This is a genomic window from Streptomyces hundungensis (assembly GCF_003627815.1).
Lineage (GTDB): Bacteria > Actinomycetota > Actinomycetes > Streptomycetales > Streptomycetaceae > Streptomyces > Streptomyces hundungensis_A.
This window is the reverse complement of sequence record NZ_CP032698.1, coordinates 1498943-1513488: the sequence shown is the minus strand read 5'-3', so window position 1 is coordinate 1513488 and position 14546 is coordinate 1498943. Positions and strand designations below refer to the sequence as shown.

Sequence of the window (14546 nt, the reverse complement as noted above, 5' to 3'; positions counted from 1 at the left end):
CACGGTGAATCTTGATGCTCGAAACTCCATGGTTCCAAGCATGAACGCGCACGCCGCGCCCGGCTGTTGCTCGGTACGAACGGAGAACGAAACCTTGCGGACCCCCTGGTATGGCTCACGCCCGCCCCGACGTCCCGCCGTCGCCGTCCTGTCGGCGCTGGCGCTCGCCCTCACCGCGCTCGCCGTTCCGGCCGCCCACGCGGAGGCCGCCGCGCCACCCGGTGGCGTCCTGGACGGCGGCACGAAGTCGCTCACCTGGCACAGCCCGGTCTACGAGAAGGGCACCGTCGGCTCGCCCGACAAGTGCCCGCCGGCCGCGCAGGACCCGGACGGCGCCGTCTGTGCCCGCTTCGATCTGACCGTGAAGCCGCCGGCCGGTGAGTGGGACGACAACCCGGAGGGCGGGGTGCCCGTCTCCGTCCAATGGGCCACGCCCACCGACGACTTCGACCTGTACGTCTATGACGACGCGGGCAAGCAGGTCGCCTCCAGCGCGGGCACCGCCGACCCCGAGGCGACCGTCATCCCGAAGGCCTCGGGCACGTACCACGTGATCGTCGTGCCCTACGACGTGCACCACAACTCGTTCACCGGCACGGCGTATCTGCCCGAGCCGACCGACGCGGGCGACCTCACCGCCTTCGGCGGCAAGGACGGCACGTACGACATGGCCGCCGGCGCCCTGAAGGCCCGCGTGGACTTCCTCGCCGATGACACGCTGCGGCTGCGGGCGGCCCCGGACGGCGTCTTCACCGATCCGCCCGGCAGCCACATGATCCAGACCCAGCCGAAGCCGCAGAAGAACACCAAGTCCTTTGACGCGGGCGCCTATTACGGCATCCGCGGCAAGGACACCGTCCTGCGCGTCTACAAGAAGCCGCTGCGCTTCGCGCTCTACAAGGGCGACAACCGAAGCGTCGTATGGTCCGAGGCCGATCCGCTGCGGTGGACCTCCGGCGGCATGCGCCAGAGCCTGACCCGCGGCGCCGACGAGCAGTTCTTCGGCGGCGGTGAGCAGAACGGCAGCTTCTCGCACCGAGACCAGGTCATGAACGTGGGCAACAACACCAACTGGAACGAGGGCGGTTGGAACAACTCGCAACCCTTCTACCTCTCCTCCGCGGGCTACGGCGTCTTCCGCAACACCTTCACGCCCGGCGTCTACGACTTCGGGCCGCGGGTGCGCACCGGACAGCAGGAACGGCGGCTTGACGCCTACTACTTCACCGGCGATGTGAAGTCCGTCATCGGCAAGTACACCTCACTGGTCGGCAAGCCGTTCATGCCGCCCGTGTACGGGCTCGAACCGGGCGACTCCGACTGCTATCTGCACAACGCCAACCGGGGCGAGCGGCACACCCTGGACGCGCTCAAGGTCGCCGACGGCTACACCCGCAACCAGATGCCGCTCGGCTGGATGCTCGTCAACGACGGTTACGGCTGCGGCTACGAGAACCTCGCCGAGACCGGCAAGGGACTCCAGGCGCACAACGCCCAGCTCGGCCTGTGGACCCAGGACGGCCTCGACAAGCTCGCCGACCAGGTCAAGGCGGGCCAGCGCGTGGCCAAGCTCGACGTGGCGTGGGTCGGCAACGGCTACGGCTTCGCGCTCGACGCCTGCGATCAGGCGAAGGCCGGCATCGAGGACAACAGCGACGCACGCGGCTTCGTCTGGCTGCCCGTGTCCTGGGCCGGAGCGCAGCGCTGCGGCGTGCTGTGGAGCGGCGACCAGAAGCTCAGCTGGGACTATCTGCGCTGGCAGATCCCCACGTACGCGGGCGCCACGCTCTCCGGCATCGCGTACAACACGGGCGATGTGGGCAGCATCTTCGGCCACGACCCGAAGATGTACACGCGTGACCTCCAGTGGAAGGCGTTCCTGCCGGCCATCATGACGATGGACGGCTGGGCCAAGGACCTCACCACCGGCAAGGCCGCCGACCAGCAGCCCTGGCTCGACGGCGAGCCGTACGCATCCATCAACCGCAAGTACCTCCAGCTGAAGGAGCGGCTCATCCCGTACATGTACGGGCTCTCCAAGGACGCCACCACGACCGGTGTCGGCGCGGTCCGCCCGCTCTCCCTGGAGTATCCGGACGACCCCAACACCCTGGGCGCGAACGCCAAGTACGAGTTCCTCGCCGGCCCGGACTTCCTGGTGGCCCCCGTGTACAGCGACACCAGCGTCCGCGACGGCATCTATCTGCCCCGGGGCACCTGGACCGACTACTGGAGCGGCAAGACCTACCAGGGGCCCACCACCATCGACCACTACGCGGCCCCGCTCGACACCCTCCCGCTGTTCGTGAAGGGCGGCTCGATCGTGCCGATGTGGCCCAAGGGCACGACCTCCTGGCAGACCAGGGACAAGGGCGAACTGGACTACGACATCTACCCGCGGCTCGGCACCTCCTCCTACACGCTGTACGAGGACGACGGCGTGACCCGGCAGTTCGCCCGGGGCGCCTCGGCCACCCAGCGGGTCCAGGTGACCTCGGCGGGACGCGCCTCGGTCGTCAACATCGGTGCCAGTGACGGCAGTTACCAGGGCAAGCCCGCCGCCCGTTCCTACCGCCTCACCGTGCACGGGCAGGCCGCGCCCGGCATCGTCGCACTGGGCGGGAAGCGGCTCCAGCGGTACGGCTCCGCGGCCGAGCTCGCCGCGGCGGGCTCCGGCTGGTTCTTCGATTCCGCGACCGGGGCGACGGAGGTCAAGACGCCGTCGCAGCCGACCGGACGCGGCTTCTCCGTCGAGATCGCGTGACCTGAGGCCCGCCACCGGTTCGGGGGCCGCACCGTGAGCCGTCCGGTGCGGCCCCTTTGCACGGGCGCGAAGGTGCTTGGGGCAAGATCGGCGTACGGCTGAACAGGCACCCCACCGGCAGGAGATCGATTCGATGTCATTCCGCGCCATCCGTGTGACCAAGGACGAGCAGGGCCACCGGGTCGAGACCGTCACGCTGGAGGAGAACGACCTCCACGAGGGCGATGTGACCGTCGCCGTGGACTATTCGACCGTCAACTACAAGGACGGCCTCGCGCTCGCCCACGGCAAGGGCATCGTCCGGACGTACCCGCTGGTCCCCGGGATCGACTTCGCGGGCACCGTCGAGTCGTCCACGCACGCCTCGTTCGCGCCCGGCGACAAGGTGGTGCTCAACGGCTACGGCGTCGGCGAGGGCCACGACGGCGGGTTCGCGCAGAAGGCGCGGGTCAGCGGCGACTGGCTGGTCCCGCTGCCGGCGGGGCTCAGCACCCGGCAGGCGGCCGCGATCGGTACCGCCGGATACACCGCGATGCTCAGCGTGCTCGCCCTGGAGGACGCCGGCCTGACCCCCGGCAGCGGCGATGTGCTCGTCACCGGCGCGGCGGGTGGCGTCGGCTCGGTCGCCGTCGCGCTGCTCGCCCGGCTCGGCCACCGGGTGCTCGCCTCCACCGGGCGGCCCGCCGAAGCCGAGTATCTGCGCGCGCTCGGCGCCGCCGAGATCGTCGACCGTGCCGAACTCTCCACCCCCGGCCGCCCGCTCGGCAAGGAACGCTGGGCGGCCGCGGTCGACTCGGTCGGCAGCCACACCCTGGTCAACGTCCTCGCGGGCACCCGCTACGGCGGCACCGTCACCGCCTGCGGCCTCGCCCAGGGCGTCGATCTGCCGGGCACCGTACTGCCGTTCATCCTGCGCGGGGTGACCCTGGTCGGCATCGACTCCGTGCAGGCGCCGATGGAACGCCGGATCAGGGCGTACGAGCGGCTCGCGCGGGATCTCGACCCGGCCCTGCTGGAGCGGATGACCACGGTCATCGGTCTCGACGAGGTGCCCGGTATCGCGGAACGCATCCTCGCCGGGCAGGTGCGCGGGCGCACCGTCGTGGACGTCAACGCGTAACGGCCGGCGCGGGGCCCGGCGCCGGCCGGGTGTGGGCGCCCCCCCCAGCTTCTACTTCAGGCGGGGATCCGCAGCCCGTGCTTCAGGCAGGGATCCGCACGGCCGGCTCGGTGGCCCGCACGGCCGGCTCGGCGGCCGGCCGCTCCGTGGGCGCCATCGCGGGCACCTGCGGGGGAAGGGGGGCGGGCAGGTCGGCCGGTGCGGCGCCGGTCAGCATGAGCACGCCCCGGGCGGCCACGCCCGCCGCCGCGGCGGCCACCAGCCAGCCGAGCGGACCGCCGTGGAAGCTCTCACCGAGCAGCGCCACCCCGATCACCGCGGCCGCCGCCGGGTTCGCGAGGTTCACCACGGCCAGCGGGGCGGCGAGGCCGCCGCGGTAGGCCGTCTGCGAGAGCAGCAGGCCACCGACCGCGAACATCGCCACCAGCACCGCGAGCAGCGTGGTCTGCCACCAGGTCAGCGGGCCCCCGGGGAGCTCGCGGGCGAGCGAGGCGGTGACCGTCTGGGTCAGCGCGGACGCCACTCCGGAGGCGATGCCGGACGCGGTGGCGTGCCCGAGGCCGCCGCCGCGCGGGGAGTGCGCCCCGGCCCGTACCAGAAAGGCCAGCAACAGCGCGGTGGCCGCGGCGATGGCGAGGGCCTCGGGCAGGCTGAGCGCGTCTCCGGGGCTCGCGGGTCCGGTGACCGCGATCAGACCGGTGAGCCCGGCCAGCGTCCAGGCGGCGCCCCGCCACTCGCGCCGGGTGACGCGGCGCCGCGCGTAGTACGCGGAGAGCGGCAGCGCGGCCACCAGAGTGAGCGCGCCGAGCGGCTGGACCAGGGTGAGCGGCCCGTAGTGGAGCGCGGCCACATGCATGAGGGCGCCCGCGACGTTCAGGCCGACCGCCCACCACCACAGCGGTCGGGTGAGCAGTGTGCCGATGCCCGCGCCCCCCTGGGCGGCGAGCCGGGACTGGCCGACGGCGGCCAGCGCGTAACCGGCGGCGGAGGCGAGGGAGAGCAGGATGGCGAGCAACGCGGATTCGTTCATCGCACGGCCTCGGTGAGCTCGGGCGCGGGGGTGCGCGGGGCAGCGGGCGCCGGCTGGGACGCGAGCGTGAGCGGGGGCAGAAGGGACAGCGGGGATGACGGAGACAGCGGGGACGACGGGGAGAGCTCGGGCGCGGTCGGGGCGGGCGCCCCACGGCCCGGCTTGGATGCCGCAGGCAACTGTATGAGCCGACGCGGCCGGGGCACGAAATAGAGCACCGCGCCAAGGAGCGCCGTGGCCACCAGGGCGTCGAGCCAGTAGTGGTTCGCGGTGCCGACGACCACCAGCAGGGTGAGCAGCGGGTGCAGGAGCCACAGCCAGCGCCAGCGGCTCCGGGTCGCCGCGATCAGCCCGACGGCGACCATCAGCGCCCAGCCGAAGTGCAGCGAGGGCATCGCCGCGAACTGGTTCGCCATGGTGTCGGTGTCGGGCGTCGCCGCGTACACGGAGGGCCCGTAGACCTGTGCGGTGTCGACGAGTCCGGCCGTGGTGAGCATCCGCGGCGGGGCCAGCGGGACCGTGATGTGGAGCACCAGGGCGGCGGCGGTGAGCCCGGCGAGCACCCGGCGCGACCACAGGTAGTGGCCCGGGCGGCGCAGATACAGATAGACCAGGAAGGCCACCGTGGCCGGGAAGTGCACCGTCGCGTAGAAGGTGTTGGCGACCTTGACCAGGGTGTCGCCGTGCAGCAGCAACTGCTGGACCGAGCCCTCGCCGGGCAGGTGCAGCGCGCGCTCCCAGCTCCAGACGCGGTCGGCGTTGTCGAAGGCGCTCGCCTCGTGGCCGTTGGCCAGCCGGCGGCCGAACTTGTACACGAGGAAGAGCGCGGTCACGAGCATCAGCTCGCGCACCAGGGGCGGCCGGGAAGCGGTCGTCTCCGGTCCGGCGGGACGGGTCCGAAGACGCGTCCCCGTGGTTATACCGGCAAACATTCTCCGGCCCCTTTGAACCTGGATCGATAGATGGGAAAAACACAAGCAAACGTAGGAAGGCTAGATCGAAACTCATCGAGACGCAAACGTCTCGATACGTTTGCGTCTCGAACGAGCGGAGCCTACTCTCGTACGTGCAGGAGTGCCGCTTGTTTTTCTCCGGAGGGAACGATGTCGACGCAGGCCGCCACGGCCGCTGCCCGCCGCAGCAAGATCAGCCCCGAGCGCGAGCTGGAGCTGTACGACGCCGTGCTCGACCTGCTCAGAGAAGGCGGCTACGACTCCGTGACCATGGAGGGCGTGGCGTCGCGCACCAAGTGCGGCAAGGCCACCCTGTACCGCCAGTGGAAGAGCAAGCCGCTGCTGGTCACGGCGGCGCTCGGGCGCAACCGCTGCTCGTTCTTCGCCGGCATCGACACCGGCTCGCTCGCCGGGGACCTCCGGGAGGCGGCCCGGGTGGTGGGCCGGCGCGAGGGTCCCGACACGGCGCTGATGGAGGCCGTGGGCCAGGCCTACATCAAACACCCGGACCTGCGCGAAGCCCTGCGCGAGACCGTACTGAACCCAGAGATCGCGGCCCTGGACGCGATGCTGCGGCGCGGGGTCGAGCGGGGCGAGGTGGCGGCGGACAACCCGGCGATCGGCTACGTCGCCCCCATGATCATGGGCATGCTCCGCGTCGAGCGGCTCTTCGAGGACCGCTTCCACGGCGAGGGCACGGTCCTGGGGCTCCTGGAAGCGGTCGTCCTCCCGGCGCTGAAGATCGGCTGACCGGCCCCAACTTGCTTGGCCCGCAAGGGCGTTGAGGCTGGATCGCGCGCGCCTCGTGACGCTTGCCCCGCCGGCCGTCGCTCAGACCGCGACGACCGTCACCCCGGCCTCGGTGAACGCGGCGACCGTCTCCTCGGAGACCGCCGTGTCCGTCACGAGCGTGCCCACCTGGGCCGTCGCGCAGATCCGGGCGAAGGTGCGCCTGCCCAGCTTCGTGGAGTCGGCGGCCACCACGACCCGCTCGGCGCGCTCGCACAGCAGCCGGTTGATCCCGGCCTCGTCCTCGTCGTGCGCGGACGCCCCGTGCGTCACGTCGAAGGCGCCGACACCGAGCACCGCCACATCCATCGTGATCTGGTTCAGGACGCCGCCCGCGAGCGGTCCGGTGAGTTCGTAGGACTGCGGGCGGGCCACCCCGCCCGTCACCACGATCTTGAACTGAGGGCGCACCGCGAGCTCGTTCGCGATGTTCAGCGCGTTGGTCACGATCGTCAACGCCGGTGACCCATGGGCGAGTTCGGGCCGCACCGCCAGGGCGCGGGCCACCTCCGTGGTCGTGGTCCCGCCGGTCAGGCCGACCGCCTCGCCCGGCGCCACCAGGTCCGCCACCGCCTTCGCGATGCGCTGCTTCTCCGATGCCTGGCGCGCCGTCTTGTAGCGCAGCGGCAACTCGTAGGAGACGCCGTGCACGAGCGCGCCGCCCCGCGTGCGCACCAGCATCTGCTGCTCCGCGAGCTGGTCGAAGTCGCGGCGGATCGTCGCCGCCGACACCCCGAGGGCCGACGCCGCCTCGTCGACATCGAGGCGGCCCTGCTCCACGAGCAGTTCGAGGAGCGCCTGCCAGCGGGCGTCGCGCGACATCCGCGCCCTCCATTCTTCGTACCGGTAACCGTCCGTAGTGACCTTAGCGCACGCCCATATGCTTGATCATGCTCGATATCCCGTTATATTTTGCAGAAACAAGCACGAACCCGTACGGCAGCGCGTCACATCCAGAGGGTGGGAGCCCGGCATGAGCCATGTCGAGAACGAACTGAGCAGTCAGCCCGAATGCTGGAAGCGGGCGGCCGAACTGGCCCTCCAGCACAAAGACGCCCTGCCGGCCGCGGGCGAGCGCGTCGCCGTCGTCGGCTGCGGCACCTCCTTCTTCATGGCGCAGGCCGTCGCCGCGCTGCGCGAGGGGGCGGGCCTCGGCGAGACCGACGCCTTCGCCGCCTCCGAGTTCCCCGCCTCCCGCTCCTACGACCGGGTCGTCGCGCTGACCCGCTCCGGCACCACCACCGAGGTGCTCGACCTCCTGGCGCTGGTGCGCGGCCGCACCCGTACCACCGCCATCACCGCCGATCCCGCCACGCCGGTGATGCGGGCCGCCGACGACCTCGTGGTCCTCGACTTCGCGGACGAGGAGTCGGTCGTCCAGACCCGCTTCGCCACCACCGCCCTCACGCTGCTCCGCGCCCACCTCGGGCTGCACACCGAGCAGGCCGTCACCGACGCCCGCACCGCGCTCGACGAGCCGCTGCCCGAACGGCTCGTGGCAGCAACCCAGTTCAGCTTCCTCGGCCGGGGCTGGACCAACGGGCTCGCCCAGGAAGCCGCCCTCAAGATGCGCGAGGCGTCGCTGTCCTGGACCGAGGCGTACCCGGCGATGGAGTACCGCCACGGGCCCATCAGCATCTCCACCACCACGACCGCCACCTGGATGTTCGGCGAAGCGCCCGAGGGCCTCGCCGAGCAGGTGGCCGCCACCGGCGCGCTGTGGATCGAGGGCCGCCTCGACCCGCTCGCCGAACTCGTCCGGGCCCAGCGCCTGGCCGTCGCCGTCGCGGCGGCCCGCGGACTCGACCCGGACCGGCCGCGCCACCTCACCCGCTCCGTCATCCTCGACGGCGCCTGAGCGGGCGAGCCGTGACACCGAACGACGTGACGCGGAGCCATGCGGCACCGGACCGCGCGGCACCGCACCGCGCGGCACCGCACCGCGCGGCACCGCACCGCGCGACACCGCACCGCGCGACACCGCACTACGTGACACAGGTGAAGGGGAAGCACTGATGCCACTCGCCAGAACCGGGACGCTCGTCGCCGAGGCCGCGGTCAAGCGGCGCGCCGTCGCGGCCTTCAACATCATCACGCTGGAACACGCCGAGGCCGTGATCGCCGGCGCCGAGGCCGCCAAGTCCCCGGTCGTCCTCCAGGTCAGCGAGAACGTGGTCAAGTTCCGCTACGGCCGGGTCCTGCCGCTCGCCCGCGCCGCCGCGGCCGCCGCCGAGGCCGCCGGCGTCCCGGTCGCGCTCCACCTCGACCACGTCAAACAGGACGAACTGCTGCGCCAGGCCGCCGACGCCGGCTTCAGCTCCGCCATGTACGACGCCGCCCACCTGCCGTACGAGGAGAACCTGGCCGCGACCCGCGCCGCCGCCGATTGGGCGCACACCCAAGGGCTGTGGATCGAGGCCGAGTTGGGGGAGGTCGGCGGCAAGGACGGCAAGCCTCCGCTGGACGCCCACGCGCCCGGCGCGCGCACCGACCCCGGCCAGGCGCGGCAGTTCGTCGCCGAGTCCGGCGTCGACGCGCTCGCCGTCGCCATCGGCAGCACCCACGCCATGACCTCGCGCACCGCCGAGCTGGACCACGCCCTCCTCGCCCGGCTCGACGACGCCCTGCGCGTGCCGCTCGTCCTGCACGGCTCCTCCGGCGTCCCGGACGAGGCGCTGTCGGCCGCGGTGGCCGGCGGCATCGCCAAGGTCAACATCGGCACCGCGCTGAACATCGCCATGACCGACGCCATCCGCGCCTATCTCGCCGCCCACCCCGAGGCGGTCGACGCCCGGACCTATCTGACGGTCGGCCGTCAGGCGATGGCCGAGACCGTCACCCGCCTCATCGGAGTGCTCGACCGGGCCGTCTGAGGCGCCCGCGGCCGCCATCGGAGCCCCGTCGGGGCCCCGGTGGCGAAAGCGCCACGTTCCGCCCGTCCGGCGCTCTTCCGATGTGGCCGGACGTCATAGACGATGGGCCTGTGGACAGGCATGAGCACGCTCGGCTCGACGCGCTCCAGCGCGACCCCTATCCGCACTATGCGCGGGCCCGGCGCGCCGAGGGCCTGACCTTCGTGCCCGAGCTCGACGCCTGGCTGGTGGCCCGCGACGCGGACGTGCGCGAAGTCCTGCGCCGCCCCGAGGCGTTCTCCTCCGCCAACGCGCTGCGCCCCGACGTCCTGCCCGGGCCCACCGTGCTCGCCGAGATGGGCCGGGGGTTCGGCGGCCGTCCCGTCGTGGTCACCTCCGACGGTGCCATGCACCAGCGGCTGCGCGCCCCGATCGTGCACGGCCTCTCACCCGCGCGCGTCGCCGCGATCGTGCCGTACGTGGCGGAGCGCGCGACCGCGCTGATCGACGCCTTCGTCGAGCGCGGCTCGGCCGATCTGATGGCGGAGTTCGCCCTTCAACTGCCCGGCCAGGTGATCGGCCGCCTCATCGGCCTCGACCCGGCGGACGTGCCGCTGGCCGTGCACGGCGGCCACCGCGCCGAACAGCTCCTGTTCCGCCCGATGCCCGAGGCGGACCAACTCGCCGCCGCCCGCGACGTCGTAGCCATGCAGCACCTGCTCGACACCTACGTACGCGAACGCCATGCCCGCCCCCAGGACGACCTGTGCAGCGCCCTGATCGGCGCACTGGCGCCGGGCGGCGAGTCGCCGATGGTCGAACTCACCCTGGACGAGCGCCACGAGATGGTCGCCCACCTACAGAACTTCCTGCTCGCCGGGCACCTCACCACGAGCGCGCTGATCGGCACGACACTGCTGCACCTGATGCACCACCCCACCCAGTGGGAACTGCTCTGCGAGAAGCCGGAGTTGATTCCCGGCGCCGTCGAGGAGGCCGCCCGCTACGACAGCCCGATCCAGGGATTTCGCCGCATCACCACCCGCCCGGTCGTGCTGTCCGGCACCGAACTCCCCACCGGCGCCGTGGTGTTCGTCGCCTACGGGTCCGCCAATCGCGACCCGAGCCGCCATGAACGCCCCGACGTCTTCGACATCACCCGCCCGCCCGCGCGCCACCTCGCCTTCGGATACGGCGTGCACGGCTGTCCCGGCTCGACCCTGGCCCGCGAACAGCTCCGGATCACCCTGGAGCTGCTGACGAGCCGCCTGCCGGGGGTGCGCCTCGCCGAGGAGAGACCCGTCGTCATGCGCCCCACGATGATCCACCGCTCGCCGGAGGAACTCCCGCTGGTGTGGTGAGACATCGGTTCCCCCTCAATAAGCTTTGCTGGTACGCCAGTTGTCCGATGTCTGGCCATCCCGTCGCTGCCCTCTTGTCCCGATTGCGGAGCAATCTCCGTCGATCGCGGTCCTGTCGTGGACGCCTCGCGCGACATATCCTCCGACCATGCGAGTCGCACTCTTCGTCACCTGCGTCAATGACGCGGTGTACCCGGCCACCGGTGTCGCGACGGTCAAGCTGCTCGAACGGCTGGGGGTCGAGGTCGACTTCCCGGCCGGGCAGACGTGTTGCGGGCAGCCCCAGTTCAACACCGGCTACCGCCATGAGACCGAAGTCCTGGTGCGCCGGATGGGACGGGTCTTCGAGGGCTACGACCACATCGTCACCCCCTCCGGCTCCTGCGCCGCGATGGTCCGGGACGCCTACCCCCGCATGGCCCGCCGGGCCGCCGCCGAAGGCCGGGACGCGGGCCTCGGCGCGATCGCGACCTCGCTGGCGCCCCGCGTGTACGAGCTGACCGAGTTCCTCGTCGACGTGCTGGGGGTGACCGACGTCGGCGCGTACTTCCCGCACACCGTCACCTACCACCCCTCCTGCCACGGCCTGCGCCTGCTGGGCCTGGGCGACCGGCCGCGCCGGCTCCTCCAGGCCGTCGAGGGCCTCGATCTGCGCGAACTGCCCGGCGCCGAGGAGTGCTGCGGCTTCGGCGGCACCTTCGCCGTCAAGAACCCGGACGTCTCCACGGCCATGGGCGCCGACAAGGTGCGCGACGCCGCCGCCACCGGAGCCGAGGTGCTGTGCGGCGCCGACAACTCCTGCCTCATGCACCTCGGTGGCATCCTCCACCGCCAGGACGCCCCGATGCGGGCCCTCCACATCGCCGAGATCCTCCTCAGCACGAAAGCGGAGCCCCACGTATGAGCGGCACCTTCGTCGGCATGCCCGCGTTCCCCAAGGCCGCCCGCGACGCCGTACGCGACGAAACGCTGCGCGGCAATCTGCGGCACGCCACGCACACCATCCGCGACAAGCGGGCCACGGCGGTCGCCGAGCTCGCCGACTGGCAGGAGCTGCGCGAGGCGGGCCGGCGCATCAAGGACCACACCCTGCGCCATCTCGACCGCTATCTGGTGCAGTTGGAGGAGTCGGTCACCGCCGCCGGCGGCATCGTGCACTGGGCGGCCGACGCGGACGAGGCCAACCGCATCGTCGGGGAGCTCGTCAAAGCCACCGGGGAGAGCGAGGTGGTCAAGGTCAAGTCGATGGCCACCCAGGAGATCGGCCTCAACGAGGCGCTCGCCGCCGAAGGCATCCACGCCTACGAGACCGACCTCGCCGAACTCATCGTCCAGCTCGGCGACGACCGGCCCTCGCACATCCTGGTCCCGGCCATCCACCGCAACCGGGGCGAGATCAGGGACATCTTCCGGGAAAAGATGGCCAGTTGGGGCAGGCCCGCCCCGGACGGCCTCACCGAGGAGCCCGCCGACCTCGCGGAGGCCGCCCGGCTGCACCTGCGCGAGAAGTTCCTGCGGGCCAAGGTCGCCATCTCCGGCGCCAACTTCATGGTCGCCGAGACGGGAACCCTGGTCGTCTTCGAATCCGAGGGCAACGGCCGCATGTGCCTGACGCTGCCCGAGACCCTTATCTCGGTCGTCGGCATCGAGAAGGTGGTCCCCACCTGGCAGGACCTGGAGGTGTTCCTCCAGACCCTGCCGCGCTCCTCGACCGCCGAGCGCATGAACCCGTACACCAGCATGTGGACCGGCACCACCGACGGCGACGGGCCGCGGACCTTCCATCTGGTGCTGCTCGACAACGGCCGCACCGACGCCCTCGCCGACGACATCGGCCGCCAGGCACTGCGCTGCATCCGCTGCTCGGCCTGCCTCAATGTGTGCCCGGTGTACGAACGGGCCGGCGGGCACGCCTACGGCTCGGTCTACCCCGGCCCCATCGGCGCCATCCTCACCCCCCAACTCCGGGGCACCACCAGCGAGATCGACGCGTCGCTGCCGTACGCCTCCTCACTGTGCGGGGCCTGCTACGAGGTGTGCCCCGTCGCGATCGACATCCCGGAGGTCCTGGTCCACCTCCGTGAGAAGGTCGCCGAGCAGGGCGGCCCGGGGCACCGACTGGAGAAGGCGGCGATGAAGGCGGCCAGTTGGGTCATGGACCACCCCGCGGTCATGGCGGCGGGGGAGCGGGCGGCGCTCAGGACCCGCGCGCTGCACCCCAAGCGCCCACCGGGCGCGGGGGCCTGGACCGAGAGCCGCGATCTGCCGGAACTCCCCGAAGAACCCTTCCGCGACTGGTGGAGGAAGAACCGCACATGAGCGCACGCGACCGCATCCTGGCCCGCGTCCGGGCCGCGGTGGACGGCGCCCCCGAGGCTCCCCCCGCCGCCCGCGACTACCTGACGAGCCACACCCCCGACGACCCGGCGGCCCTCCTCGACCTGCTGCACGAGAACCTCGCCGACTACCGCGCCCTCGTCCACCGCACGGACCCGGCCGGGGTGGGCCCGCTGATCGGCCGCCTCCTCGGCGCACGCGGGTCGGCGAGCGTGCTGGCGCCGGCAGGCCTGCCGCCCGAGTGGCTGGCGCACACCACGTGCGTCCGTGTGGAGGACACCCCGGACGCCACCGCGGCCGAACTCGACGCCGTGGACAGCGTGGTCACCGGCTGCGCGCTCGCCATCGCGGAGACCGGCACCCTCGTCCTGGACGCGGGCCCCGATCAGGGCCGGCGCCGCATCACCCTCGTGCCGGACCACCACATCTGTGTCGTACGGATCCCGCACCAGCTCGTCGCGTCCGTCCCGCAGGCGATGCTTCGCCTCGATCCCCGCCGCCCGCTCACCTGGATCTCGGGCCCGTCCGCCACCAGCGACATCGAACTCGACCGCGTGGAGGGCGTCCACGGTCCCCGCACCCTGGAAGTGGTGCTGGTCGGCGAGTGAGCGGGGGAGGACCGGCGGCGCGAACGGGGTCGCGCGACGGGCTCAGCGCGTGAGCCGGGGCGCCTGCGTCGCCGCGTCCACCGGGTCCGGCAGCCGGTCCGCGAGGGCCCGTGCCCACCGCGCTAGGCCGTCCAGGTCGATTCCGTACGTCGGTACGCCCTCCTCGGCCGCGTACCGGGCGAGCGAACCCGTGCCCCGCTCCAGGAGCGAGGCGCCGCCCCTGGCGTTGCCGCGTGCGGCATGGGTGAGACCGACCGCGAGCTGCGCCAACCCCCGCCACAGCGGCTCCTCCTGGGCGGGCCCGGACTTCCACGCGTCCTCGAACACCTCGTGCGCGTGGAACGGCATCCCCGCGTCCAACAGGCGCTGCGCCTCCCGCAGCGACTGCTCGGGCGTCCTGCGCACCCCCTCCGGCTGACGGGCCACCCCGTCGGCGCCGTAGGGCAACGGCCGCCCGAGCCCGTCCCTCGGGCGGGCGTTGCGGGCCCGCCCCTCGGCATCACGATCGCGGCGTGCGGAACTCTCCATGCCCCGATTCTCCCCCGTTCCTGTCGCGGTGCCGGAGTGCGGTATGGTTCTCATGCACGAACGGCCGGGGGAAACCCCAGGTCAGACGGGCATCGGGACGTGGCGCAGCTTGGTAGCGCACTTGACTGGGGGTCAAGGGGTCGCAGGTTCAAATCCTGTCGTCCCGACTCGAAGGAGTCGCAGGTCGAAGGCCGCATCGGATTC

At 72.0% G+C, this 14546-nt stretch carries 13 protein-coding genes and 1 tRNA gene; 10 read left to right on the top strand and 4 right to left on the bottom strand.

Annotated elements, in window-relative coordinates; translation table 11 throughout:
- The first annotated feature begins 40 nt into the window (after positions 1–40).
- Entirely contained in the window at positions 41–2764 is a 2724-nt protein-coding gene (locus DWB77_RS06805; RefSeq protein ID WP_428985107.1) for a TIM-barrel domain-containing protein, read from the top strand.
- Between the two features lie 133 nt (positions 2765–2897).
- Entirely contained in the window at positions 2898–3884 is a 987-nt protein-coding gene (locus DWB77_RS06800) for an MDR family oxidoreductase (protein ID WP_120720383.1), read from the top strand.
- Positions 3885–3966: 82 nt separating this feature from the next.
- Here the strand turns inward: DWB77_RS06800 and DWB77_RS06795 are convergent, their stop codons facing one another.
- Positions 3967–4914: a DMT family transporter gene (locus tag DWB77_RS06795; RefSeq protein ID WP_120720382.1), complete on the bottom strand. Its 948-nt coding sequence runs from the start codon at positions 4912–4914 to the stop codon at positions 3967–3969.
- On the bottom strand, positions 4911–5846 hold the full coding sequence (locus DWB77_RS06790; protein WP_120720381.1) for a phosphatase PAP2 family protein: 936 nt from the start codon (positions 5844–5846) through the stop codon (positions 4911–4913). The genes DWB77_RS06795 and DWB77_RS06790 overlap by 4 nt, the downstream gene beginning before the upstream one ends.
- 171 nt (positions 5847–6017) lie before the next feature.
- Between DWB77_RS06790 and DWB77_RS06785 the strand changes: the two genes are divergently transcribed.
- The gene (locus tag DWB77_RS06785; RefSeq protein WP_120720380.1) at positions 6018–6617 is read left to right on the top strand and encodes a TetR/AcrR family transcriptional regulator; all 600 of its coding nucleotides are present in this window, start codon (positions 6018–6020) and stop codon (positions 6615–6617) included.
- Positions 6618–6698: 81 nt separating this feature from the next.
- On the opposite strand, the gene DWB77_RS06780 is transcribed toward DWB77_RS06785, so the two are convergent.
- Positions 6699–7478 (bottom strand): DeoR/GlpR family DNA-binding transcription regulator, encoded by a 780-nt coding sequence (locus DWB77_RS06780; RefSeq protein WP_120720379.1) that lies wholly within the window; start codon positions 7476–7478, stop codon positions 6699–6701.
- A gap of 151 nt (positions 7479–7629) precedes the next feature.
- On the opposite strand from DWB77_RS06780, the gene DWB77_RS06775 reads away from it, so the two are divergent.
- The 6 genes from DWB77_RS06775 to DWB77_RS06750 all read left to right on the top strand — a co-directional run bounded on the left by DWB77_RS06775 (position 7630) and on the right by DWB77_RS06750 (position 13814).
- A complete protein-coding gene (locus tag DWB77_RS06775; RefSeq protein ID WP_120720378.1) occupies positions 7630–8514 on the top strand; it encodes an SIS domain-containing protein in 885 nt (294 codons plus the stop codon).
- 157 nt (positions 8515–8671) lie between these two features.
- Positions 8672–9529, top strand: a complete 858-nt coding sequence (locus DWB77_RS06770) for a class II fructose-bisphosphate aldolase (RefSeq protein ID WP_120720377.1) — start codon at positions 8672–8674, stop codon at positions 9527–9529.
- A 110-nt stretch (positions 9530–9639) separates the two neighbouring features.
- On the top strand, positions 9640–10869 hold the full coding sequence (locus tag DWB77_RS06765; protein ID WP_174248512.1) for a cytochrome P450: 1230 nt from the start codon (positions 9640–9642) through the stop codon (positions 10867–10869).
- Between the two features lie 148 nt (positions 10870–11017).
- Entirely contained in the window at positions 11018–11773 is a 756-nt protein-coding gene (locus DWB77_RS06760) for a (Fe-S)-binding protein (protein WP_120720375.1), read from the top strand.
- On the top strand, positions 11770–13188 hold the full coding sequence (locus tag DWB77_RS06755; RefSeq protein ID WP_120720374.1) for a LutB/LldF family L-lactate oxidation iron-sulfur protein: 1419 nt from the start codon (positions 11770–11772) through the stop codon (positions 13186–13188). Before DWB77_RS06760 ends, DWB77_RS06755 begins: the two co-directional genes overlap by 4 nt.
- On the top strand, positions 13185–13814 hold the full coding sequence (locus DWB77_RS06750; protein ID WP_120720373.1) for a LutC/YkgG family protein: 630 nt from the start codon (positions 13185–13187) through the stop codon (positions 13812–13814). The genes DWB77_RS06755 and DWB77_RS06750 overlap by 4 nt, the downstream gene beginning before the upstream one ends.
- 42 nt (positions 13815–13856) lie before the next feature.
- Here DWB77_RS06750 and DWB77_RS06745 read toward each other — a convergent pair whose 3' ends face one another.
- A complete protein-coding gene (locus tag DWB77_RS06745; RefSeq protein WP_120720372.1) occupies positions 13857–14342 on the bottom strand; it encodes a DUF309 domain-containing protein in 486 nt (161 codons plus the stop codon).
- Between the two features lie 93 nt (positions 14343–14435).
- Here DWB77_RS06745 and DWB77_RS06740 point away from each other — a divergent pair.
- Positions 14436–14509: transfer RNA gene (locus DWB77_RS06740), tRNA-Pro, on the top strand.
- Positions 14510–14546 lie beyond the last annotated feature (37 nt).